Source organism: Burkholderia sp. DN3021 (assembly GCF_049805555.1).
GTDB classification, from domain to species: domain Bacteria; phylum Pseudomonadota; class Gammaproteobacteria; order Burkholderiales; family Burkholderiaceae; genus Burkholderia; species Burkholderia pyrrocinia_C.
Map to the genome: position 1 here is coordinate 77,864 of NZ_JBNCAB010000003.1, position 22,096 is coordinate 99,959.

General features: G+C 67.5%; 21 protein-coding genes. 13 read left to right on the plus strand and 8 right to left on the minus strand.

The window, feature by feature from the left end; genetic code table 11:
- Positions 1–186: 186 nt before the first annotated feature.
- The 5 genes from pncB (at position 187) to rmuC (ending at position 6,159) form a co-directional block, all read left to right on the plus strand.
- A complete protein-coding gene (gene pncB, locus ACPUER_RS02650; RefSeq protein ID WP_425130291.1) occupies positions 187–1,386 on the plus strand; it encodes a nicotinate phosphoribosyltransferase in 1,200 nt (399 codons plus the stop codon).
- A gap of 87 nt (positions 1,387–1,473) precedes the next feature.
- On the plus strand, positions 1,474–2,136 hold the full coding sequence (locus tag ACPUER_RS02655; RefSeq protein ID WP_111017539.1) for a LutC/YkgG family protein: 663 nt from the start codon (positions 1,474–1,476) through the stop codon (positions 2,134–2,136).
- 43 nt (positions 2,137–2,179) lie between these two features.
- Complete coding sequence (locus ACPUER_RS02660) at positions 2,180–3,610, plus strand: sodium:proton antiporter (protein ID WP_131947309.1); 1,431 nt, start codon at positions 2,180–2,182, stop codon at positions 3,608–3,610.
- Positions 3,611–3,691: 81 nt separating this feature from the next.
- Entirely contained in the window at positions 3,692–4,681 is a 990-nt protein-coding gene (locus ACPUER_RS02665; protein WP_425130292.1) for a 2-hydroxyacid dehydrogenase, read from the plus strand.
- The gene (gene rmuC, locus ACPUER_RS02670; protein ID WP_425130293.1) at positions 4,678–6,159 is read left to right on the plus strand and encodes a DNA recombination protein RmuC; all 1,482 of its coding nucleotides are present in this window, start codon (positions 4,678–4,680) and stop codon (positions 6,157–6,159) included. Before ACPUER_RS02665 ends, rmuC begins: the two co-directional genes overlap by 4 nt.
- Before the next feature lie 108 nt (positions 6,160–6,267).
- On the opposite strand, the gene ACPUER_RS02675 is transcribed toward rmuC, so the two are convergent.
- The 6 genes from ACPUER_RS02675 to ACPUER_RS02700 all read right to left on the minus strand — a co-directional run bounded on the left by ACPUER_RS02675 (position 6,268) and on the right by ACPUER_RS02700 (position 13,515).
- On the minus strand, positions 6,268–6,753 hold the full coding sequence (locus tag ACPUER_RS02675) for a GNAT family N-acetyltransferase (protein ID WP_175962291.1): 486 nt from the start codon (positions 6,751–6,753) through the stop codon (positions 6,268–6,270).
- A complete protein-coding gene (locus ACPUER_RS02680) occupies positions 6,750–7,025 on the minus strand; it encodes a hypothetical protein (protein WP_006476519.1) in 276 nt (91 codons plus the stop codon). The genes ACPUER_RS02675 and ACPUER_RS02680 overlap by 4 nt, the downstream gene beginning before the upstream one ends.
- A 39-nt stretch (positions 7,026–7,064) precedes the next feature.
- Entirely contained in the window at positions 7,065–8,363 is a 1,299-nt protein-coding gene (glp, locus tag ACPUER_RS02685; protein WP_175962292.1) for a gephyrin-like molybdotransferase Glp, read from the minus strand.
- Between the two features lie 112 nt (positions 8,364–8,475).
- Positions 8,476–9,093: a molybdenum cofactor guanylyltransferase MobA gene (mobA, locus tag ACPUER_RS02690; protein ID WP_425130294.1), complete on the minus strand. Its 618-nt coding sequence runs from the start codon at positions 9,091–9,093 to the stop codon at positions 8,476–8,478.
- 28 nt (positions 9,094–9,121) lie between these two features.
- Positions 9,122–10,234: a GTP 3',8-cyclase MoaA gene (gene moaA / locus ACPUER_RS02695; protein WP_425130295.1), complete on the minus strand. Its 1,113-nt coding sequence runs from the start codon at positions 10,232–10,234 to the stop codon at positions 9,122–9,124.
- A 131-nt stretch (positions 10,235–10,365) separates the two neighbouring features.
- Entirely contained in the window at positions 10,366–13,515 is a 3,150-nt protein-coding gene (locus ACPUER_RS02700) for an Rne/Rng family ribonuclease (protein WP_425130296.1), read from the minus strand.
- Positions 13,516–14,239: 724 nt separating this feature from the next.
- Here ACPUER_RS02700 and ACPUER_RS02705 point away from each other — a divergent pair.
- The 4 genes from ACPUER_RS02705 to ACPUER_RS02720 are packed head-to-tail and all read left to right on the plus strand — an operon-like array spanning position 14,240 to position 17,312.
- Entirely contained in the window at positions 14,240–15,244 is a 1,005-nt protein-coding gene (locus ACPUER_RS02705) for an RluA family pseudouridine synthase (RefSeq protein ID WP_310137016.1), read from the plus strand.
- Positions 15,245–15,249: 5 nt separating this feature from the next.
- Complete coding sequence (locus ACPUER_RS02710; protein ID WP_072436010.1) at positions 15,250–15,909, plus strand: HAD-IA family hydrolase; 660 nt, start codon at positions 15,250–15,252, stop codon at positions 15,907–15,909.
- The gene (locus ACPUER_RS02715) at positions 15,906–16,307 is read left to right on the plus strand and encodes a Rieske (2Fe-2S) protein (protein WP_175962298.1); all 402 of its coding nucleotides are present in this window, start codon (positions 15,906–15,908) and stop codon (positions 16,305–16,307) included. Before ACPUER_RS02710 ends, ACPUER_RS02715 begins: the two co-directional genes overlap by 4 nt.
- A gap of 12 nt (positions 16,308–16,319) precedes the next feature.
- Positions 16,320–17,312, plus strand: a complete 993-nt coding sequence (locus tag ACPUER_RS02720) for a S49 family peptidase (RefSeq protein ID WP_175962299.1) — start codon at positions 16,320–16,322, stop codon at positions 17,310–17,312.
- A gap of 44 nt (positions 17,313–17,356) precedes the next feature.
- Here ACPUER_RS02720 and ACPUER_RS02725 read toward each other — a convergent pair whose 3' ends face one another.
- Complete coding sequence (locus tag ACPUER_RS02725; RefSeq protein WP_034183089.1) at positions 17,357–18,079, minus strand: SAM-dependent methyltransferase; 723 nt, start codon at positions 18,077–18,079, stop codon at positions 17,357–17,359.
- The gene (locus ACPUER_RS02730) at positions 18,076–18,708 is read right to left on the minus strand and encodes a Maf-like protein (RefSeq protein WP_425130297.1); all 633 of its coding nucleotides are present in this window, start codon (positions 18,706–18,708) and stop codon (positions 18,076–18,078) included. Before ACPUER_RS02730 ends, ACPUER_RS02725 begins: the two co-directional genes overlap by 4 nt.
- Positions 18,709–18,919: 211 nt before the next feature.
- On the opposite strand from ACPUER_RS02730, the gene ACPUER_RS02735 reads away from it, so the two are divergent.
- From ACPUER_RS02735 to ACPUER_RS02750, 4 genes are all read left to right on the plus strand, one after another.
- Positions 18,920–19,555: a DUF177 domain-containing protein gene (locus tag ACPUER_RS02735; protein ID WP_310137012.1), complete on the plus strand. Its 636-nt coding sequence runs from the start codon at positions 18,920–18,922 to the stop codon at positions 19,553–19,555.
- Positions 19,556–19,653: 98 nt separating this feature from the next.
- The gene (rpmF, locus tag ACPUER_RS02740) at positions 19,654–19,833 is read left to right on the plus strand and encodes a 50S ribosomal protein L32 (RefSeq protein WP_006759765.1); all 180 of its coding nucleotides are present in this window, start codon (positions 19,654–19,656) and stop codon (positions 19,831–19,833) included.
- 129 nt (positions 19,834–19,962) lie between these two features.
- Positions 19,963–21,069: a phosphate acyltransferase PlsX gene (gene plsX / locus ACPUER_RS02745; RefSeq protein WP_425130298.1), complete on the plus strand. Its 1,107-nt coding sequence runs from the start codon at positions 19,963–19,965 to the stop codon at positions 21,067–21,069.
- Positions 21,070–22,059 (plus strand): beta-ketoacyl-ACP synthase III, encoded by a 990-nt coding sequence (locus ACPUER_RS02750; protein ID WP_175962302.1) that lies wholly within the window; start codon positions 21,070–21,072, stop codon positions 22,057–22,059.
- Positions 22,060–22,096: the final 37 nt, after the last annotated feature.

Below are 22,096 nucleotides of genomic sequence, written 5' to 3' on the forward strand. Positions count from 1 at the left end.
ATCGTTTCGTGATTAGTTTATGGGGGCCGCCGCGGGGCGCGCAACGGGGAAGCCGTATACGGCGCGACGGGGCAGCGCGGCAGGCGGTTTCGCGATGGTCGGGCCCGCATTCGAGTAACATGGCCGACAGACCGGGCGGCGCGCGGTGCGCCGGGACCCTGTCACGATATTGGCGGTGCCGCAATCATGATCATCACTTCGCTGCTCGACACGGATCTCTACAAGTTCACGATGATGCAGGTCGTCCTGCATCACTTCCCGGCCGCAAACGTCGAATACCGTTTCAAGTGCCGCACGCAAGGCGTCGATCTCGTGCCGTACATCGACGAGATCCGCGACGAGGTGCGCGGCCTGTGCTCGCTGCGTTTTTCCGATGTCGAACTCGACTACCTGCGACGGATGCGCTTCATCAAGAGCGATTTCGTCGACTTCCTCGCGCTGTTCCACCTGAACGAAAAGTACATCTCGATCACGCCTTCGCCGAAGGGCAACGGCGAGATCGACATCGTGATCGAGGGGCCGTGGCTGCATACGATCCTGTTCGAGATCCCGGTGCTCGCGATCGTCAACGAAGTCTATTTCCGCAACACGCAGCGCGAGCCCGACTATCGCGAAGGCCGCGAGCGGCTGCGCGAGAAGATCAAGCTGCTCGGCGCGAAGCCCGAGTTCGCCGACTGCAAGATCGCCGACTACGGCACGCGCCGGCGCTTCTCGAAGGTCTGGCACGAGGAAGTCGCGCTCACGCTGCGCGACGGCCTCGGCCCGCAGTTCGCGGGCACGAGCAACGTGCTGTACGCGATGAAGCACGACATCACGCCGCTCGGCACGATGGCTCACGAGTACCTGCAGGCGTGCCAGGCGCTCGGCCCGAGGCTGCGCGACTCGCAGATCTACGGCTTCGAGATGTGGGCGAAGGAATACCGCGGCGACCTCGGGATCGCGCTGTCGGACGTCTACGGGATGGATGCGTTCCTGAACGACTTCGATATGTACTTCTGCAAGCTGTTCGACGGCGCGCGCCACGATTCGGGCGATCCGTTCGACTGGGGCGAGCGGATGCTGCGCCATTACGAGGCGAGCCGGTGCGACCCGCGCACGAAGGTGCTCGTGTTCTCGGACGCGCTCGACATCCCGAAGGTCATGCAGTTGTACGAACGGTTCCGCGGCCGCTGCAAGCTCGCGTTCGGCGTCGGCACGAACCTCACCAACGACCTCGGCTACGTGCCGCTGCAGATCGTGATCAAGATGGTGCGCTGCAATGGCCAGCCGGTCGCGAAGCTGTCGGATTCGCCGGGCAAGAGCATGTGCGACGACAAAGCCTATCTCGCCTACCTGCGCCAGGTGTTCGGCATCGCGCAGCCGGTCGAGGAAGACGCGTCGAAGTGAGCGTCGGCCGTTCGGTCGAAGGTGCGTGGCGGCAGGGGCGGCCGGTATAATCCGACGTATTGCACGCCAACGTCACGAGGACCGTTCATGGACACTTCTGCTGCCCGTCGCCAGATCCTCGCGCGCATTCGCGCGGCGCAGGGGCGCGCGGCCGAGCCCGATGCAGCGGAGCGCGACGGCGTCGCCGATTATCTCGCCCGCCATCCGCAGGGCCCGCGCCCGCCGATGCCGGCCGATCTCGTTGCCGCATTCGTCGACGAAGCGGCACGCCTGTCGACGACGGTCGACGAAGTCGCGGCGCTCGCCGACGCACCGGCCGCCGCTGCCCGCTATCTTTCCGCTCACGGCCTGCCGACGCAGGCCGTCGCATGGCGCACGCTGGCCGATCTCGACTGGGCCGGCGCAGGCCTGTCGGTCGAGTGCCGCAAGCCGCGCGACGGCGATCTCGTCGGCCTCACGGGCTGCTTTTGCGCGACCGCCGAAACGGGTTCGCTGGTGCTGCTGTCCGGTCCCGATACCTATGCATCGGCCGGCCTGCTGCCGGAGACGCACATCGCGATCGTGCCCGCGTCGCGGATCGTCGCCGGTCATGAAGACGCGTTCGCGCTGATCCGTGCGGAGCGCGGCGAGTTGCCGCGCGCGGTCAATTTCGTGTCGGGCCCGTCGCGCACGGGCGACATCGAGCAGACCATCGTACTGGGCGCGCACGGCCCGTACCGCGTGCATGCGATCGTCGTCCGGGGCGCATGACGCGCCCGCCGCATCCACTGCCACTCGAACAAGGAAGTTCTGCATGAAACGACATGCCGCCTGGGCGGGCATGGCGTCGGGGGTCGCGCTTGGCGCCGTTCCCGCGCTTGCATCGGCCGCAACGCTCGACGGTGCCACACTGTCCGCGCTCTGGGGCATCCCGTTTGCCGGGATCCTGCTGTCCATCGCACTGTTCCCGCTCGTTGCCCCGGTATTCTGGCATCACCACTTCGGCAAGATTGCGGCGGGGTGGGCGGTCGTGTTCCTGATCCCGTTCGCGTTCGCGTTCGGCGCGGGCACCGCGTTCGGCACGCTCGTGCATGCGCTGCTCGAGGAATACATTCCGTTCATCGTGCTGCTCACCGCGCTCTATACGGTGGCAGGCGGCATCTGCGTGAACGGCAACCTGCACGGATCGCCGAAGCTGAACACCGCGATCCTCGCGCTCGGCACGCTGCTCGCGAGCGTGATGGGCACGACCGGCGCCGCGATGCTGCTGATCCGGCCGCTGCTGCGCGCGAACGACAACCGCAAGCATGTCGTGCACGTCGTGATTTTCTTCATCTTCCTCGTCGCGAACGCGGGCGGCTCGCTGTCGCCGCTCGGCGATCCGCCGTTGTTCCTCGGTTTCCTGAACGGCGTGAGCTTCTTCTGGACGACGACCCATCTCGCGCTGCCGATGCTGTTCATCTGCGTCGTGCTGCTGGCGCTGTTCTTCGTGCTCGACACGTATTTCTACCGGAAGGGCGGCGAGGAGCGGCCGGCCGCGCTCGACCCGACGCCCGACGGCGCGGCGCTGTCGATCGACGGCAAGATCAACTTCGTGCTGCTCGCGGCCGTGGTCGCGCTCGTGCTGATGAGCGGCATCTGGAAGCCGGACATCGCGTTCGACGTGTGGGGCACGCACGTCGCGTTGCAGAACCTCGCGCGCGACGTCGCGCTCGTGGTCGTGACGCTCGCGTCGCTCGCGCTGACGCCGCGTTCCGCACGTGAAGGAAACGCGTTCAACTGGGCGCCGATCGAGGAGGTCGCGAAGCTGTTCGCGGGAATCTTCGTGACGATCGCGCCGGTGATCGTGATTCTGCGCGCGGGCGCGGACGGCGCGTTCGCACAGATCGTCCATCTCGTCACGGGGCCGGACGGCAAGCCGATCGACGCGATGTATTTCTGGGCGACGGGCCTGCTTTCGTCGTTCCTCGACAATGCGCCGACCTATCTGGTGTTCTTCAACCTCGCGGGCGGCGATGCGCAGACGCTGATGACGACGGGCGCGTCGACGCTCGCCGCGATCTCCGCGGGCGCGGTGTTCATGGGCGCGAACAGCTATATCGGCAACGCGCCGAATTTCATGGTGAAGGCGATCGCGGAGTCGCGCGGCGTGAAGATGCCGAGCTTCTTCGCGTACCTCGGCTGGGCGCTCGTTATCCTGGTGCCCGTGTTCCTGCTGACGTCGCTGATTTTCTTCCCGGCGTAACCTGACAACTTTCAACCAAGCGCGGGCAGTCCCGGCGGCGCGACGCGCGCCGCGATCGGCCCGCGGCATACGGAGATGGCGATGCAGAAGATTCTGGTCGCGCGTCCGATCTTTCCGGACGTGATCGAACGCCTCAAGCAGTATTTCGAAGTCGACTGGAACGACGGCGACGTGCTCGCACCCGACGCGCTCACCGCGCGTCTGGCCGACAAGGACGGCGCGCTGACGGCCGGCGATCCAGTCGGCGCGGCGGCGCTCGCGGCGGCGCCGCGCCTGCGCGTCGTGTCGAACATGGCGGTCGGCTACAACAACTTCGACATGGCCGCGTTCAATGCGGCGAACGTGCTCGGCACCAACACGCCGGACGTGCTGAACGAGTCGACCGCCGATTTCGGCTGGGCGCTGATGATGGCCGCCGCGCGCCGGATCGCCGAATCCGAACACTGGCTGCGCGCCGGTCACTGGCAGAAGTGGGCGTACGACGGTTTTCTCGGCACCGACATTTACGGCTCGACGCTCGGCGTCATCGGGATGGGCCGAATCGGCCAGGCGCTCGCGCGCCGCGCGCGCGGTTTCGGGATGCAGGTGATCTATCACAACCGGTCGCGGGTCGCCCCCGAGATCGAGGCCGAGCTGAACGCCGAATACGTGTCGAAGGATGCGCTGCTCGCGCGCGCCGATCACGTCGTGCTCGTGCTGCCGTACACGAAGGAAAACCATCACACGATCGGCGCGGCCGAACTCGCGAAGATGAAGCCCACCGCGACGCTGACCAACATCGCGCGCGGGGGGATCGTCGACGACGCGGCGCTGGCCGCCGCGCTGCGCGACGGGACGATCGCCGCGGCCGGCCTCGACGTGTACGAAGGCGAACCGGCCGTGCATCCGACGCTGCTCGAGGTGCCGAACGTCGTGCTGACGCCGCATATCGCGAGCGCGACCGAAAAGACGCGCCGTGCGATGGCGAACCTTGCCGCCGACAACCTGATCGCCGCACTGGGCGAGGGGCCGCGCGCGGGGCAGCCGCCGAATCCGATCAACCCTGACGTGATCGGGAAGCCGCGCGCATGACGATGACGTTGTTGCTTGCGGCGGTCGTCGTGCTGGCCGTCGCGCTCGCGGTGGCGATCGTCGCGATCGTGCGCGGCGGCGGCCGCCACGACGATGCGGCGGTGCTCGGCGACCAGATCGAGGGTGCCGCGCATGCGCAGGCGCGCGCGGTCGAGCGGCTCGAACGCGAATTGCGCGGCGAGATCGTCGAGAACGCGCGCGGTTCGCGCACCGAGCTGGCCGGCAGTTTCTCGCAGCTTCAGCAGACGCTCGCCGCGCAATTGACGAGCGTGGCGACCGTGCAGAACAACCAGATCGAGGGTTTCGCTCAGCAGCTCGGCAAGCTCGTCGCCGGCAATGCACAGCAGTTCGACGCGATGCGCGAGAGCGTGCAGCGTCAGGCGCAGCAGGCGCGCGAGGAGCAGACGGCCGCGCTCAGGCTGTTCGGCGATACGTTGAACCGGCAGCTCACGCAACTGACCGAAGCGAACGATCGCCGGATCGGCGAAGTGCGCGCGACGCTCGAACAGCGGCTGAAGGAAATCGAGACGAACAACGCGGCGAAGCTCGAGGAGATGCGCCGCACCGTTGACGAGAAACTGCACGCGACGCTCGAACAGCGGCTCGGCGAATCGTTCAAGCTCGTGTCGGACCGGCTCGAGCAGGTCCATCGCGGGCTCGGCGAGATGCAGACGCTCGCGGCGGGCGTCGGCGATCTGAAAAAGGTGCTGACCAACGTGAAGACGCGCGGCACCTGGGGCGAGGTGCAGCTCGAGGCGCTGCTCGAACAGATGCTGACGCCCGATCAGTACGCGAAGAACGTCGCGACGGTGCCGAAAAGTACCGAGCGCGTCGAATTCGCGATCCGGCTGCCGGGCCGCGATGCGGGCACGCGCGATGCACCGCCGGTGTGGCTGCCGATCGACGCGAAATTTCCGCGCGAAGACTACGAGCGGCTGATCGACGCGCAGGAGCGCGCCGATGCGGCGGCGGTCGAGGAAGCCGCACGTGCGCTCGAAGCGCGCGTGCGGCTGGAGGCGCGCACGATCGCCGAGAAGTACGTCGCGCCGCCGCACACGACCGATTTCGCGCTGCTGTTCCTGCCGACCGAAGGGCTTTATGCGGAGATCCTGCGCCGCCCGGGGCTGACCGACCTGCTGCAGCGCGACTACCGCGTGACGGTCGCGGGGCCGACGACGCTCACCGCGTTGCTGAACAGCCTGCAGATGGGGTTCCGTACGCTCGCGATCGAGCAGCGCTCGAGCGAGGTCTGGCAGGTGCTCGGCGCGGTGAAGACGGAGTTCGGCAAGTTCGGCGACGTGCTCGCGCGCACGAAGGCGCAGCTCGAAACGGTCACGCGCTCGATCGAGTCCGCCGAGCAGCGTACGCGCGTGATGAGCCGCAAGCTGAAGCAGGTCGAGGCATTGCCGGGCGATACGGCGGCTGGCTTGCTCGGTTCGGACGGCGCGGACGGCGGCGCCGATGCCGACGACGCTTGACGGGTTCAGCCGCTCGAGTGCGGGTGGATCGCGATGAAAACGGGCGCCGTCGGCGCCCGTTTCCTTTTGTAGCAGGGTAGTTCGGCCGCGGCTCGCGCGGGCCGACGCTCAGCGGCCTGCGAGCGTATCCAGCGCGTCGCCCGTTACGCGAACGATGCGCCATTCGGGCAGCACGGTCGCGCCCATCTTTTCGTAGAAATCGATCGCGGGCTGGTTCCAGTCGAGGACCGACCATTCGAAACGCCCGCAACGACGCTCGACGGCCAGTGCCGCGAGGTGGCGCAGCATCGCGGTGCCGAGGCCGGTGCCGCGCTGCGACGGCTGCACGTACAGATCCTCGAGATAGAGGCCGCGACGACCGAGGAACGTCGAATAGTTGTGAAAGAACAGCGCATACGCGACGATCGCGCCGTTGCGCTCGGCCACGAGCGCTTCGGCGGCAGGCCGCTCGCCGAACAGCGCTTCGGCGAGATCCGCTTCGGTCGCGACGAACAGGTGCGTGAGCTTCTCGAATTCGGCCAGCTCGCGCATCAGCGCGAGGATCGCGCCGGCGTCGCGCGCTTCGGCCGCGCGGATCAGCGGCGCGTCGCTCACGCTTCCTCCGGCGGATCGGACAAAACGATCTCGATGCCGCCGAAGCGCGATGCGACCCAGTTGTATGCGTGGCATGCGATCCACAGCAGCACGAAGCCGAGGATGGCGTTCAGCAGCAGCGCGCTCAGGATCGTGCTCAACTCGACCATCCCGTAACGGATGTACGCGACGAGAATGCCGAGCAGCACGATCGGCACGCTGAACGTCAGGTAGACGAGGATCAGCGCCTTCGCGGTCTGCCCCGCGGCGATCGACGAAATTTGTTTCTTCATGTGCGGATTGCCCCCGTAGAGATATATCGATAGTGGAATTCAGATCAGGCCGTCGAGCGGCAGGATGTCGACCGGAGTGCCCGCGTCGACTGCCGCGGTATCGTGGCCCAGGACGATGAAACAGTTGGCGGCCGCGAGGCCGCTCAGCGACGCGGAACTCTGCGAACCGGCCGGCGCGACGTGCCAGCGGCCGTCGGCGGCGCGCGTCGCGATGCCGCGCAGGTATTCGGTTCGGCCTGGACGCGTCTTCAGCGCATGCATGCTGAGCGCCGTATACATCGCCGGCGGCGGCGTCTGCGCGCCGGCCAGCGTCAGCAGCGCGGGGCGCACGATCGCGTAGAACGTCACGGCGGACGCGACCGGATTGCCGGGCAGCCCGAAGAACAGCGCGTGACCGGCGCCACCGGGCGCACGTGCGAGCGTGCCGCACGCGAGCGGCCGGCCGGGCCGCAGCGCGAGGCTCGCGAACGTGACGTCGCCGAGCCGTGCCATCACGTCGCGCGTGAAGTCGGCTTCACCGACCGATACGCCGCCCGACGTGATCACCGCATCGGCCTGCGCGGCGACGGCGTCGCGCAACGCGGCTTCGAGCGCGGCCGGGTCGTCGCGGACAATCCCGAGATCGATCGCGTCGACGTGCAGCCTTTCGAGCATCGCGATCAGCATCCCGCGATTGCTGTCATACAGCGCGCCGCGACCGAGCGGTTCGCCGGGCTCGCGCAGTTCGTCGCCGGTCGAGAACACGGCGACGCGCACGCGCCGGCGCACCGTGACGTCGGTGAAGCCGAATGACGCGAGCAGGCCGAGATCGGACGGCCGCAGGATGCGGCCCGCGGCGAGCGCGCAGGCGCCGCGCGCGAGATCCTCGCCGGCCTTGCGGCAGTTCGCGCTGCGCGCGACGTCGTGCGCGGCGAAGCGGATCGTGTCGCCGTCGACACGCACGCGTTCCTGCGGAATCACCGTATCGCATCCGGCCGGCATCGGCGCGCCCGTCATGATGCGCACGCATGAACCGGCCGCCACGGCGCCGTCGAACGGATGGCCCGCGAACGCGGTGCCGGCGACCGTCAGCGCGACGTCCCCCTGCGGCGCCGCGTGCGCGCCGGCGCTGCCGTCGAACGCATAACCGTCCATCGCCGAGTTGTCGTACGCGGGAATGTCGAACGGTGCGTTCACGTCGGCCGCAAGCACGCGGTCGAGCGCGTCGCGCAGCGTCACCGTGTCGCACGCGTCGACAGGCACCGCGAAGCGGCACGCGAGCGCCTGCGCGTCGGCAAGCGACAGCGGGGCATCGGAATCGGGTGCGGTTCGGGAGGCGGGCGAGGAGTGCGTGATCATCAGTCGGACTGCGCCGCGAGGCGTATCGGGTTCGTGGCCAGTGGCGCGAGGAGGGTGCCTGGGCGCGGGTTTCGCGTGCGGTGGACGCCGGGCGGGAACGGCGCGGGCGCCGTCAGCGACGAGCCAGCGCGGCGAGTTCCTGCCAGGAGTTGGCATTGTAAAACGCACGCTCGTCGCGAAACTCGACTTCGACCGTCTTGTGGCGTGCGTACCACGCACGCACCTTGCGGTCGCCGGCTGCAAGCCGCGCGGCGAGATCGTCGGCCAGCGCCGTGCGCAGCAGCGCGAACGTCGGCTGTGGCGAGCGCGCCTGCTGCGCATCGACAGTGACCGCCATCGCGATGTCGGCCTGCTGCGCGTCGAGCGCCGCATGCAGCCGCGCGACCAGGTCGGCGGGCAGAAACGGCGTATCGCACGGCGAACACGCGACGAGCGGCGCGCGCGCGGCCCGCATGCCGGCGAGCAGGCCCGCGAGCGGGCCGGGGAAATCGGGTGTTTCGTCCGCGACGACGCGCGCGTCGAACGGCGTACCGAGCTCCGCATAACGATCGGCGTGGCGATTCGCGCTGATCAGCGTCTCGTCGACCTGCGGCGAGAGCCGGCGCAGCACGTGCAGCGCGAGCGGCGTACCGTCGAGCAGTTGCAGGCCCTTGTCGACGCCGTCCATGCGCGTGGCGCGCCCGCCTGCGAGCAGCAGGCCGGCGATCGAGGGAGAGGCGGAAACGGGCATCGTGCGAAGGCGGAAAGGGCGGCGTGCGTCAGCCGCCGATATACGACATTTCGACGCGCTTGCCGGCGCCGTCGGGCGCGGGTTCGGCCGACGCGCTGCCGCGCAGTTGCGAATAGCGGTCGGTGCGCGCCTGCCAGATGCGGGCGATCGCGGTCGCGATCTCGGCATCGCTTGCGCCGCCGCGCACGAGCGCGCGCAGGTCGTGGCCCGTCGACGCGAACAGGCACAGGTACAGCTTGCCTTCAGTCGACAGCCGCGCGCGCGTACAGTCGCCGCAGAAGGCCTGCGTGACGCTCGAGATCACGCCGATCTCGCCGCTGCCGTCCGCATAACCCCAGCGTTGCGCGGTTTCGGCCGCCGTGTGCGCGTCGAGCGGCACGAGCGGGAAATGTTCGGCGATCCGCGCAACGACGTCCGCCGACGGCAGTACCTCGGTCATGTTCCAGCCGTTCGACGTGCCGACGTCCATGTATTCGATGAAGCGCAGGATCACGCCGGTGCCGCGGAAACGCTCGGCCATCGGCAGGATCTCGCCGTCGTTGGTACCGCGCTTCACGACCATGTTGACCTTGACCGGCGCGAGGCCGACGGCCTGGGCCGCGAAAATGCCGTCGAGCACGTCGGCGCTCGCGAACTCGGCGTCGTTCATGCGCTTGAACAGCGTATCGTCGAGCGCGTCGAGGCTGACCGTCACGCGTGTGAGCCCGGCGTCCTTCAGCGCGCGCGCCTTGCGCGCGAGCAGCGAGCCGTTGGTCGTCAGCGTCAGGTCGAGCGGGCGGCCGTCATGCGTTGTCAGGCGCGCGAGGCGCTCGATCAGGAATTCGAGATTCTTGCGCAGCAGCGGCTCGCCGCCCGTGATGCGGATTTTCTCGACGCCGTGTGCGACAAAGAGTCGCGCCACGCGTTCGATTTCCTCGTGCGTGAGCAGCGCGCTGTGCGGCAGGAACGGGTAGTCCTTGTCGAAGACCGCGCGCGGCATGCAGTACACGCAGCGGAAATTGCAGCGGTCCGTCACCGAAATGCGCAGGTCGCGCAGCGGCCTGGCGAACGTGTCGGCCAGCGTGCCGTCGGGGGCATGCGCGACGCCGGAGACGTCCGGCACCCCGCTGACGTCGGCGAGAGGAATGATGCGTCGGGACATGTTGAAAGAAGTGCGAGCCAGACTTGTATTTTAGCCGCAAGCGGCCGCCCGGTCCGGTGGGCGGAAACCCGCAGCATGGACGTGAAAAAGCCCGCCGGAGGCGGGCTTTTCCTGGTCGGGCGATGCGCCGGTCAGTGGTGCGTCGTTTCGACCTGCTGCATCGGGGCCGTATCGACCGGCGGCAGCGCCTTGCGTTCGCGCGGCACGCGCGCCGGACGCGGGAGGCGCGATGCGGCTTCCTGGGCAGCGGCGAACTTGTCGGCGTCCGTGTTCACCCAGACGAGACCGGCCTGCTCCAGCACGACATCCAGGCTCGCCGAAGCGGGCGCGGCTGCCGGTTGCGCGGGGGCAGGAGTCGGTGCAGGTGCTGCAACGGCCTCGACCGGTGCCGCTTCGACATGCGCCGGCTCGACAGCCACCGGAGCGGCTTCGGTCGTCACGACCGGTGCGGCCGGCTCGACGGGCGCGGACTGCGGCGCCTCGACAGCGGCCGGCGCCGCTGCCGGTACCGCAGGCACTTCGAACGCGTCGGTCGGCGAAACCGCGACCGGAGCCGGACCGGCTTCCATGTCGACGGCCGGTGCGACCGGTGCCGGTTCTGCTGCTGCCTCGACGGCGACCGCGGGCTCGACCGGAGCGGCCGGAGCCGCTTCGACGCGTGCCGGTGCCGGCTGAGCTTCGACAGCGGCCGGCGCAGCATGCTGCTCGACCGCTGCTTCGACGACGACGGCGCCTGCCACGGCCGCGACGACTGCCGGTGCGGCCGTGTGGGCCGGTTCGGCAGCGGCCGGTGCTTCCGGCGTCACGGTTTGCGCTGAGGCTTCGCCATTCGGGCCTTGCTCGGCCTGGTCGACGACTGCGCCGTCTTCGTCGCGCTCGCGACGACCGCCGCGACGGCCGCGACGGCGGCGGCGACGTTCCTCGCCGTCACGCGCGCCGGCTTCCGCATCGGCTGCCAGCTCTGCGCCTGGCAGGGCTTCTGCAACGGCCCTGTCGGTTTCCGGTTCCGGATGGTTTTCGCCACGGGTGACGGTCTCGAGCGTGGCCGCATGCTGGGTCGGCTTGCGGCGTTCGCCGCGCTCGCGACGCTCGCCGCGTTCCTGGCGCTCGCCACGACCTGCTGCGTCGACGCCTTCCGGCTGCTCGGCACGCTCGCGCGGTTCGCGGTTCTCGCGCGGTTCACGCGGCTCACGGCTTTCACGCGGCTCGCGCGGTTCGCGACCTTCGCGCTGGCCACGGCCCTCGCGACCTTCGCGGCCCTCACGACCTTCGCGGATTTCGCGACCTTCACGCGGCTCGCGACCCTCGCGCGGCTCACGGCCTTCACGCGGTTCGCGCGCTTCCTTGCCTTCGCGCTCCAGGCGTTGCGGCTGACCACGGCCTGCTGCTGCCTGGTCGCGCCCGCCTTGCGCCTGCTGGGCGCCGCCGCGACGGTTGCGGTTGCGATCGCCGCCGCGCTGCTCGGTCTTCTCGGTACGCTCGCGAGCCGGGCGGGCCGCCGGTTCCTTCGCCGGTGCCGGAGCAACCGGTGCGGGCGCCGGAGTCGGCGACATGCCGAACAGGCCCTTCAGCCAGCCGATGAAACCGCCGCTTGCCGCGGCGACAGGTGCTGGGGCCGGAACGGGCTCGACCGGGCGCTGCGGCGCCGGGCTCGGGGCCGGGCGCTCGGGCGTGATGCCTTTGACCGCGGCTTCCTGCTTCGGCTTCACTTCTGCCGTGCGCTTGCTGTAGCCGGTTTCCGACTCGAGTTCGCGGGCAGCTTCCTCGGCCATCTTCCAGGACGCGCGCGGATCGTCGAGGCGCGCGTCGTCGTGGCGCAGGCGCTCGAGCTTGTAGTGCGGCGTATCGAGGTGCTTGTTCGGGATCAGCACGATGCCGACCTTGAAGCGCGACTCGATCTTGTTGATTTCCTGACGCTTTTCGTTGAGCAGGAAGGCGGTCACCTCGACCGGCACCTGGCAGTGGATCGCCGCGGTGTTCTCCTTCATCGCTTCTTCCTGAATGATCCGCAGGACCTGCAGCGCGGACGATTCGGTATCGCGGATGTGGCCGGTGCCGTTACAGCGCGGGCAGGTCACGTGGCTGCCTTCCGACAGGGCCGGACGCAGGCGCTGGCGCGACAGCTCCATCAGGCCGAAGCGGGAGATCTTGCCCATCTGCACGCGTGCACGGTCATGCTTGAGCGCGTCTTTCAGGCGCTGCTCGACTTCGCGCTGGCTCTTCGCCGATTCCATGTCGATGAAATCGATCACGATCAGGCCGCCGAGGTCGCGCAGGCGGAGCTGGCGGGCGACTTCGTCGGCCGCTTCGAGGTTCGTGCGGGTCGCCGTTTCCTCGATGTCCGCGCCCTTGGTCGCGCGCGCCGAGTTCACGTCGATCGCGACGAGCGCTTCGGTATGGTCGATCACGATCGCGCCGCCGGACGGCAGCGGCACCGTGCGCGAGTAGGCCGTTTCGATCTGGTGCTCGATCTGGAAGCGGGAGAACAGCGGCACGTCGTCGTGGTAGCGCTTCACCTTCGACACGTTGTCCGGCATCACGATATCCATGAACGCACGGGCCTGATCGTGGATCTCGGTCGTGTCGATCAGGATTTCGCCGATATCGGGCTGGAAATAGTCCCGGATCGCGCGGATCACGAGGCTCGATTCCAGGTAGATCAGCATCGGCTGGCCGGAGTTGCCGCTTTGCGACGCCGCTTCGATCGCGCGCCACAGTTGCAGCAGGTAGTTCAGGTCCCACTGCAGTTCCTCGGCGCTGCGGCCGATGCCCGCGGTGCGGGCGATCATGCTCATGCCGTCCGGAATCTGCAGTTGCGACATCGTTTCGCGCAGTTCCTGGCGCTCGTCGCCCTCGATCCGGCGCGATACACCGCCGCCGCGCGGATTGTTCGGCATCAGCACCAGGTAGCGGCCGGCGAGCGAGATGAAGGTCGTGAGGGCGGCGCCCTTGTTGCCACGCTCTTCCTTCTCGACCTGGACGATCAGCTCCTGGCCTTCGCGCAGGGCATCCTGGATGCGCGCGGAGCGCATGTCGATGCCTTCCTTGAAGTACTGGCGGGCGACTTCCTTGAACGGCAGGAAGCCGTGGCGATCTTCGCCGTAGTTGACGAAGCACGCTTCGAGCGACGGCTCGATGCGGGTGACGACACCTTTGTAGATATTGCCTTTGCGCTGTTCGCGCCCGGCTGTCTCGATGTCGATGTCGATGAGCTTTTGCCCATCGACGATGGCGACGCGCAGCTCCTCCTGCTGCGTCGCATTGAACAGCATGCGTTTCATGAACGACTCCAGGCGGCTCCGCAGCCGACGCCTCGCGGTTGTCAGTCGCGAGGGCGGGAACGACGGCAGGCCGCACCTTGTTGTGTTGTCACAAGCACGCTGGAGCGGGAACGATGGCGGGGAGAATTGCCTGAAGAGGCGCTTGGGCCCGAAAGACGGGGCCGGCGGCCGTAGGGCACCTGCGAATACGGCTTCAAAGCACGGCGTTCACACACCGCACGCTGCACAAAAGCGCGCTAAGCCTGAGTCCGGGCATTGCCACGGGCGCGCGCAATGCGTCGCGCGCGCCGACGGGCGGCAGATGCTGCGGCTTGGGCCGCAGCGGGGAGTATCGAATCCAGCCCGACTTTCCCGCTTGGGGTGTACTTCCCTGGTTTGACGTCGCCAAGCCCCGCACGCTTCGCGGGGCCAAATCGGGCGCAACGCCGTAATTTTCGCAACCGGCAGCCTGCGGACGCACTTCGCGCCGTCGGGCTGCCGATCAAATTCTTTTCAACCAACTTTCCGTTACCGCGGCGCCTTGCCGACCGAATCCGCCTGTGGGCGCGATCCTTGCCGACGGGCGGCGCCGTGCGTGCAACTTGCTGCATCTCTTTGATTAGGGGCGAGCAGCGGACCCCCGGCGCAAGTAAAATAATGGTTTCCGCTTGCACCTTGCCCGACTCGGTCGGGGCCGGCCGGTCAGGCCACCCTCAACGTCAGGCTGGGCAAAATTATATTCAGTATGAATGAGTTAGGCAAAATATCCCAGAATTCGGTCGCAAGCGGCCAGGTATCGATGATCGAGATCGATGAAAACTCGGCCGGTCAGCGGATCGACAACTTCCTGTTGCGCGTCTGTAAAGGCGTGCCGAAAAGCCATATTTACCGGATCCTCCGCAGCGGCGAAGTGCGCGTGAACAAGGGCCGGATCGATGCGCAGTACCGTCTCGCTCTCGGCGACGTCGTCCGCGTGCCGCCCGTGCGCGTGGCGGCGGCGGACCTCGCGCGCGCCGACACGCCCATCGTGCCGCCCGCGAATTTCGACGTGCTGTACGAGGATGACGCGATGCTCGTCATCGACAAGCCGGCCGGGGTCGCCGTGCACGGCGGCAGCGGCGTCGCGTTCGGCGTGATCGAGCAGATGCGCCAGGCGCACCCGCGCGCGAAATTCCTCGAACTCGTGCACCGGCTCGACCGCGAGACGTCCGGGATCCTGATGCTCGCGAAGAAACGCACGGCGCTCGTGGGCCTGCACGAACAGATCCGCGAGAACCGGATGGACAAACGTTACTTCGCATGCGTCCACGGCGAATGGCAGTCCGACTGGGGGCGCCGCCGCGCGGTAAAGGTGCCGCTGTTCAAGTATTCGACCCCGGAAGGGGAGCGCCGCGTGCGCGTGCAGGACGACGGGCTGCCGTCGCATACGGTATTCAACCTCGTCGACCGCTGGCCCGACTATGCGCTCGTCGAAGCGGAACTCAAAACGGGTCGGACCCATCAGATCCGCGTGCACCTCGCGCATCTCGGCCTGCCGATCGCCGGCGACGCCAAGTATGGCGATTTCACACTGAACAAGGCGCTGGCGCGCGCGAATGCGCAGCCGTCGTTGAAACGGATGTTCCTGCACGCGCACCGGCTGCGGCTCAACCATCCGCTGACCGGCGAGGCGCTGCAGTTCGATGCGCCGCTGCCGGACGAATGCCGGCGCTTCCTCGACCAACTCAGCGCACTGCGCGATACCGCCTGAACCGCATGGCTCGACAGCAATTTGACCTGATCGTCTTCGACTGGGACGGCACGCTGATGGATTCGACTGCGCACATCGCGCACAGCATCCAGGCCGCATGCCGCGATCTCGGCCTGCCCACGCCATCCGACGAGGCGTCGCGCTACGTGATCGGCCTCGGCCTGCGCGATGCGCTGCAGGTTACCGCTCCGACCCTCGATCCGTCCGACTATCCGCGGCTGGCCGAGCGCTACCGTTATCACTATCTGCTCGACGACCAGCGCATCGAGCTGTTCGCCGGCGTGCGCGAGCTGCTCGCCGAGTTGCGCGATACGGGTTACCTGCTCGCCGTGGCGACCGGCAAGGGTCGGGTCGGGCTGAACCGCGTGCTTGACCAGTCGAAGCTGACGAGCCTGTTCGACGCGACGCGCTGCGCGGACGAGACGTTCTCGAAGCCGCATCCGGCGATGCTGCACGAGTTGTCCCGGGAATTGGGGCAGGACCTCGCGCGCACCGTGATGATCGGCGACACGACGCACGACCTGCAGATGGCCGCGAGCGCCGGAGCGGCCGGCGTCGGTGTCGCATACGGCGCGCACACGGCCGACGCGCTGGCTGCGCTCGCGCCGCGCTTCGTCGCGCCGGACGTCGACGCGCTGGCTGCGTGGCTGCGGGAGCACGCATGAGCGCGGCGCCGGACGCCGTGCGCGTGTGCGCATCGGACACGCTGGCCGACGGCGGCGCCGGCGTGCGCGTCGACGCGACGCTGCGCGGCGAGCAGGCCGTCGTGTTCTTCGTGCGCTACGACGGTCGCGCATACGGTTACCTGAATCGCTGCGCACACGTACCGATGGAGCTCGACTGGTCCGAAGGGCAGTTCTTCGAGTCGTCGGGCCTGTACCTGATGTGCGCGACGCACGGCGCGATCTACGCGCCGGATACCGGCAAGTGCGTCGGCGGCCCGTGCCGCGGCGCCCGCCTGCGGCCGGTCGAGGTCGACGAACGCGACACGCCCGACGGGCGTGCGGTATTCTGGGTGCCCGACGCCGACCTGCGTCCCGCCGCTCCCGCCACGACCGACTGACGACAACACCGCATGGCCGACCAACCGAATTCCCCCGATTCCTCCTCCCGTCCCGACAGCCGTGAACCGAACTGGGAGCGCGCGGCGCTCGAGCGGATCGCGCTCGCAGCCGTGAGGGAACAGCGCGCGGCGCGGCGCTGGAAGATTTTCTTCCGCTTCGCGTTCCTGGGCGTGTTCGTGCTGCTCGCGTTCGCGCTGATCGATTTCTCGAGCGATTCGAAATTATCGTCGAGCGGGCGGCATACGGCGCTCGTGACGATCGACGGCGAGATCGCGGCCGGCGTCAATGCGAATGCCGAAGACATCAATACGGCGCTCGGCTCCGCGTTCGACGACGACGGCACGGTCGGCGTCGTGCTGCGGATCAACAGCCCGGGCGGCAGCCCCGTGCAGGCCGGCATGGTCTACGACGAGATCCGGAGGCTGCGCGCGAAGCATCCGGGCAAGCCGCTGTACGTCGTCGTGACCGACATGTGCGCATCGGGCGGCTATTACATCGCGGCCGCGGCCGACAAGATCTTCGTCGACAAGGCGAGCATCGTCGGGTCGATCGGCGTGCTGATGGACGGTTTCGGCTTCACCGGGCTGATGGGCAAGCTCGGTGTCGATCGGCGCCTGCACACGTCGGGCGAAAACAAGGGCTTCTACGATCCGTTCTCGCCGGAGACGCCGAAGATGGACGCGCATGCGCAGGCGCTGCTCGACCAGGTGCACGCGCAGTTCATCAAGGCCGTGAAGGAGGGCCGAGGCAAGCGTCTGCATGAGACGCCCGACATGTTCTCCGGCCTGTTCTGGACCGGCGAGAAGAGCGTCGAACTCGGGCTTGCCGACGGCTACGGCACGACCGACACGGTCGCGCGCGACGTGCTGAAGGCGCCCGATCTCGTCGACTATACGGTGAAGGAAAGTCTGACGAACCGCGTCGCACGCAAGTTCGGCGCCGCCGTCGGCGGCGCCGCGATGAAGGCTCTGACGGCCGGCGGCGCGTCGTTCAGCCTGCGCTGACCGGCGTCCGGCGGGCCATGATGGCCCGCTGGCCGGCCGCGGCTTCAGTTCGCGAGCAGCAGGAAGATCGCAGGACGCTTGTGCAGATTCGGCGCAGGCGCCTTTTTCCAGTCCGCCACGGTGCGGCTCGCGATCGTCTCGGTCGCGAGGGTCAGGTCGGCCGCGACGCAGATCTGCGTCGACGGCGCGCAGGTCGCAATCAGCGTGTCGAGCATCGCGTGATTCCGGTACGGCGTCTCGATGAAGATCTGCGTCTGGCGCGCCTTGCGCGACAGCTGCTCGAGTTCGCGCAGGCGTTTCGCGCGCGCGGCCGCGTCGACCGGCAGGTAGCCGTTGAACGCGAAGCTCTGGCCGTTCAGGCCCGACGCCATCAGCGCGAGCAGGATCGAACTCGGTCCGACGAGCGGCACGACCTTCACGCCGCGCTCGTGCGCGCGGCGTACCAGCAATGCGCCGGGATCGGCGACGGCCGGGCAGCCGGCCTCGGACACGAGGCCGGCGTCCGCGCCAGCCAGCACGGGCGCGAGCAGCCGGTCGATTTCGCCGGCCGGCGTATTGACGTTCAGCTCGCGGATCTCGATTTCCTGGATCGGACGCGTCGTGCCGATCTTCTTCAGAAAGACGCGCGTCGTTTTCGCGTTCTCGCCGATGTAATAGCCAAGCGTGCCGGCGCGTGCCTGCACGGCCGCGGGCAGCACGGCGGCGAGCATCGATTCGTCGCCCTCGCCAAGCGTGTTCGGGACGAGATAAAGCGTGCCGGCCGTCATGCGCGGTCTCCACGGGTGGTTGCAAACAGCGGATATTCGACGGCGCGCAGCATCCGCGTGAGCGCGATCAGCGGCAGGCCGACGAGCGCGGTCGGGTCGTCCGAGTCGATCGCGTCGAGCAGCGCGATGCCGAGCCCTTCGGATTTCGCGCTGCCGGCAACGTCGTACGGCGTTTCCGCGCGCAGGTACGCGTCGAGTTCGGCCTCGGGCAGCGAGCGGAAGCGCACGCGCGTGATGACGTCCTCGACCTGCGCCTCGCCCGTGCGGCTGTCGTACAGGCAGAGTGCGCTGTGGAATTCGACTTCGCGGCCCTGCATCGACACGAGCTGCGCGAGCGCGCGCTCGTGCGTGCCGGGCTTGCCGATCTGGAGCCCGTCGAAGGTCGCGACCTGGTCCGACCCGATCACGAGCACGCCGTCCGGCGCGTCGATCGTCGCGGCGACGGCACGCGCTTTCGCGCCGGCGAGGCGCAAGGCGGTCGCGGCCGGAGTTTCGTCGTCGAGCGGGGTTTCGTCGAGGTCGGGCGACACGACGTCGAACGGCACGCCGAGGCGCTCGAGGAGCGTGCGGCGGTAGCGGGAACTGGAGGCAAGAATCAGCCGCGGCGGGCGGCAAACGGTATCCGGCATGGTCGGTTGGATCGGTGAGTCGTCGGGTGTTGTGCGGACGCAAGCTTAAGTGATTGACCGCAAAAGGTAAAACAGGTATGCTTTCCCGCTTTTCGTCGGCAGGCTTTCCGTGGTGGCGCCTGCCGGGTCTTCGGAAGTAAAGTACGTACCCGTACGTGAGTGAGCGGCGCCAAGCCGGATCCCGCAAGTCAGCCTGTAGGCAGGAGCGCACATGAACACTTCTTCTGGCAAACCTGCGGCGCCGCTTGATCCGCACGCGGTCGACCTGTTCGAGTTCGCCCGCAGCGGGCGACAGGCAGCAGGGGCGGTGCGCCTCTCGCAACTGCCGCGCATGTTAAACGAAGTGCCGGCGGACGCGCCAGATCGCGACACGGTCTTCACGTGGCAGGCGGAAGGGTTCACGCAGAAGGAATTGCAGGACGACGGCGCCGATGGGCAGCAGCCGTATCTGCGCCTCGCGGTGCATGGCCAGGCATGGCTCACGTGCCAGCGCTGCATGACCCCGTACGACCAGACGTTCGGCGTCGACATGGTGTACCGCGTTGTCGCGACCGAAGAAGAAGCTGAAGAATTTCCGCTCGACGACGATGAAGCCGATGTGATCGTGGGCTCACGCCAGTTCGATCTCGTCGACTTGATCGAAGAGGAGTTGCTGCTTTCGTTGCCGCTCGTGCCCAAGCACGAGGTTTGCCCGGCAGTTCACGAAAGCCTCGTGTCGGGTGCGAGCGGTCCTGAGGAAGAGGCGGGCGAAGAGTCCGGCGAAGCCGCGGACGAAGGCAAACGGCCGAATCCGTTCGCAGCGCTGCAAGCGCTGAAGAAGGACGGTGACGGCACCAAGAAACACTAAGCAGTTGTGGCGCGGGAAGGCGTAAGGGCTTTGGGCCAGGGTAGTTAAGCGCCGGATCGGGCTGTGTTAGAATCCGGAAAATTATTTAGGAGTTAGTCATGGCAGTCCAGCAAAACAAGAAGTCGCCGTCGAAGCGCGGCATGCATCGTTCGCACGATTTCCTGACGGCAACGCCGCTGGCAGTCGAGCCGAGCACGGGTGAAGTGCACCTGCGTCACCACGTCAGCCCGAACGGCTACTATCGCGGCAAGAAAGTCGTCAAGACGAAGAACGACTAAGCGTCAAGTCACGCGTTGCGCGCTACGTTCGCCGTTCGCGTGACAACTGGTTCGCTTGACACTTTCCTGGCGCAACAAAAAGGCGGCATTCAACTGCCGCTTTTTTGTGCCTGAAATTCGTCGCATTCCATGACCGTAAAGCTCACAATCGATTGCATGGGAGGCGACCACGGCCCGTCCGTGACCGTTCCCGCGGCAGTCAAGTTCGTCCGCGCGCATCCCGATGCGCACCTGATGCTCGTCGGCATCGAAAGCGCGATCCGCGCTCAGCTCAAGAAGCTGAAAGCCCTCGACGATCCCGCGCTGACCATCGTGCCCGCCACCGAAGTCGTGGCGATGGACGACCCTGTCGAAGTGGCGCTGCGCAAGAAGAAGGATTCTTCGATGCGCGTCGCGCTCAACCACGTCAAGGAAGGCGCGGCGCAGGCCTGCATCTCCGCCGGCAATACCGGCGCGCTGATGGCCGTTTCCCGTTATGTACTCAAGACGCTGCCCGGCATCGAGCGGCCCGCGATCGCGTCCGCGCTGCCGAACCCGACCGGCTACACGATGATGCTGGACCTCGGCGCGAACGTCGACTGCGAGCCGCAGCACCTGCTGCAGTTCGCGGAGATGGGGCACGCACTGGTGGCCGCGCTCGAAGGCAAGGAGCGGCCGACGATCGGCCTGCTGAACATCGGCGAAGAGGTCATCAAGGGCAACGACACGATCAAGCGCGCAGGCGAGCTGCTGCGCGCCAGCACGCTGAATTTCCGCGGCAACGTGGAAGGCAACGACATCTACAAGGGCACCGTCGACGTGATCGTGTGCGACGGCTTCGTCGGCAACGTCGCGCTGAAGACGTCCGAGGGGCTCGCGCAGATGCTGTCCAACATCATCCGCGAGGAGTTCGGCCGTTCGCTGATGTCGAGGGTGATGGCGCTGCTCGCGCTGCCTGTCCTGATGCGTTTCAAGAAGCGCGTCGACCACCGCCAGTACAACGGCGCGGCGCTGCTGGGGCTGAAGAGCCTCGTGATCAAGAGCCACGGTTCGGCCGATGCCTACGCGTTTGAGTGGGCGATCAAACGCGGGTATGATGCGGTCAAAAACGGCGTGCTGGAGCGCCTCGCGCGCGCGATGGCGGACAATTCGGCGTCGCTCGGCGACGGCGAGCACGACGCGGGCGGCGCGGGCCATGCAAGCCCGGCCGCAGGCCCTCACGCCGAACCTTCCGCTGCGCAATCCTCTAAAGCATAAATGGCCCAATCGACTCTCTATTCCCGCGTGCTTGGCACGGGCAGCTATCTGCCGCCCGACCGCGTCACGAACCAGCAGTTGGCCGATCGTCTCGCGAAGGAAGGCATCGAGACGAGCGATGAATGGATCGTTGCGCGCACGGGTATCCATGCGCGCCATTTCGCCGCACCGGACGTCACGACGAGCGATCTCGCGCTCGAGGCGTCGCGTCGTGCGATCGAAATGGCCGGTATCGATCCGCAGTCGATCGACCTGATCATCGTCGCGACTTCGACCCCCGATTTCGTGTTCCCGAGCACCGCGTGCCTGCTGCAGAACAAGCTCGGCATCAAGAACGGCGGCGCGGCATTCGACGTGCAGGCCGTGTGTTCGGGCTTTGCGTACGCGATGGCGACGGCCGACAGCTTCATCCGCAGCGGCCAGCATCGCACGGCGCTCGTGGTCGGCGCCGAGACGTTCTCGCGCATCCTCGACTTCAAGGACCGCACGACCTGCGTGCTGTTCGGCGACGGCGCGGGCGCGGTGATCCTGTCCGCGTCGGAAGAGCCGGGCGTGCTCGGCAGCGCGCTGCACGCTGACGGCAGCTATTCGCATATCCTCTGCACGCCGGGCAACGTGAATCGTGGCGTGATCGAGGGCAGCGCGTTCCTGTACATGGACGGGCAGGCCGTGTTCAAGCTCGCGGTCAACGTACTCGAGAAGGTTGCGATCGAGGCGCTTGCAAAGGCGAATCTCGCGCCTGAACAAATCGACTGGCTGATTCCGCACCAGGCCAACATCCGCATCATGACCAGCACCTGCCGCAAGCTCGGCCTGCCGCAGGAACGCATGGTCGTGACGGTCGACCAGCACGGCAACACGTCGGCCGCGTCGATCCCGCTGGCGTTCGACACCGCGGTGCGCGACGGCCGCATCCAGCGTGGCCAGCACGTGCTGATCGAAGGTGTCGGCGGCGGCTTTACCTGGGGCGCGTCGGTCTTCCGCTTCTGATCCGCGGCGCGCGACTGCTGCGCGCGGATCCCATCGG

Bases quoted from the DNA above. Each gene is read 5' to 3' on its own strand.
- pncB (WP_425130291.1), top strand. From the start codon at position 187: ATGATCATCACTTCGCTGCTCGACACGGATCTCTACAAGTTCACGATG.
- ACPUER_RS02655 (WP_111017539.1), top strand. From the start codon at position 1,474: ATGGACACTTCTGCTGCCCGTCGCCAGATCCTCGCGCGCATTCGCGCG.
- ACPUER_RS02660 (WP_131947309.1), top strand. From the start codon at position 2,180: ATGAAACGACATGCCGCCTGGGCGGGCATGGCGTCGGGGGTCGCGCTT.
- ACPUER_RS02665 (WP_425130292.1), top strand. From the start codon at position 3,692: ATGCAGAAGATTCTGGTCGCGCGTCCGATCTTTCCGGACGTGATCGAA.
- rmuC (WP_425130293.1), top strand. From the start codon at position 4,678: ATGACGATGACGTTGTTGCTTGCGGCGGTCGTCGTGCTGGCCGTCGCG.
- ACPUER_RS02680 (WP_006476519.1), bottom strand. From the start codon at position 7,025: ATGAAGAAACAAATTTCGTCGATCGCCGCGGGGCAGACCGCGAAGGCG.
- glp (WP_175962292.1), bottom strand. From the start codon at position 8,363: ATGATCACGCACTCCTCGCCCGCCTCCCGAACCGCACCCGATTCCGAT.
- mobA (WP_425130294.1), bottom strand. From the start codon at position 9,093: ATGCCCGTTTCCGCCTCTCCCTCGATCGCCGGCCTGCTGCTCGCAGGC.
- moaA (WP_425130295.1), bottom strand. From the start codon at position 10,234: ATGTCCCGACGCATCATTCCTCTCGCCGACGTCAGCGGGGTGCCGGAC.
- ACPUER_RS02700 (WP_425130296.1), bottom strand. From the start codon at position 13,515: ATGAAACGCATGCTGTTCAATGCGACGCAGCAGGAGGAGCTGCGCGTC.
- ACPUER_RS02705 (WP_310137016.1), top strand. From the start codon at position 14,240: ATGAATGAGTTAGGCAAAATATCCCAGAATTCGGTCGCAAGCGGCCAG.
- ACPUER_RS02710 (WP_072436010.1), top strand. From the start codon at position 15,250: ATGGCTCGACAGCAATTTGACCTGATCGTCTTCGACTGGGACGGCACG.
- ACPUER_RS02715 (WP_175962298.1), top strand. From the start codon at position 15,906: ATGAGCGCGGCGCCGGACGCCGTGCGCGTGTGCGCATCGGACACGCTG.
- ACPUER_RS02720 (WP_175962299.1), top strand. From the start codon at position 16,320: ATGGCCGACCAACCGAATTCCCCCGATTCCTCCTCCCGTCCCGACAGC.
- ACPUER_RS02725 (WP_034183089.1), bottom strand. From the start codon at position 18,079: ATGACGGCCGGCACGCTTTATCTCGTCCCGAACACGCTTGGCGAGGGC.
- ACPUER_RS02730 (WP_425130297.1), bottom strand. From the start codon at position 18,708: ATGCCGGATACCGTTTGCCGCCCGCCGCGGCTGATTCTTGCCTCCAGT.
- ACPUER_RS02735 (WP_310137012.1), top strand. From the start codon at position 18,920: ATGAACACTTCTTCTGGCAAACCTGCGGCGCCGCTTGATCCGCACGCG.
- rpmF (WP_006759765.1), top strand. From the start codon at position 19,654: ATGGCAGTCCAGCAAAACAAGAAGTCGCCGTCGAAGCGCGGCATGCAT.
- plsX (WP_425130298.1), top strand. From the start codon at position 19,963: ATGACCGTAAAGCTCACAATCGATTGCATGGGAGGCGACCACGGCCCG.
- ACPUER_RS02750 (WP_175962302.1), top strand. From the start codon at position 21,070: ATGGCCCAATCGACTCTCTATTCCCGCGTGCTTGGCACGGGCAGCTAT.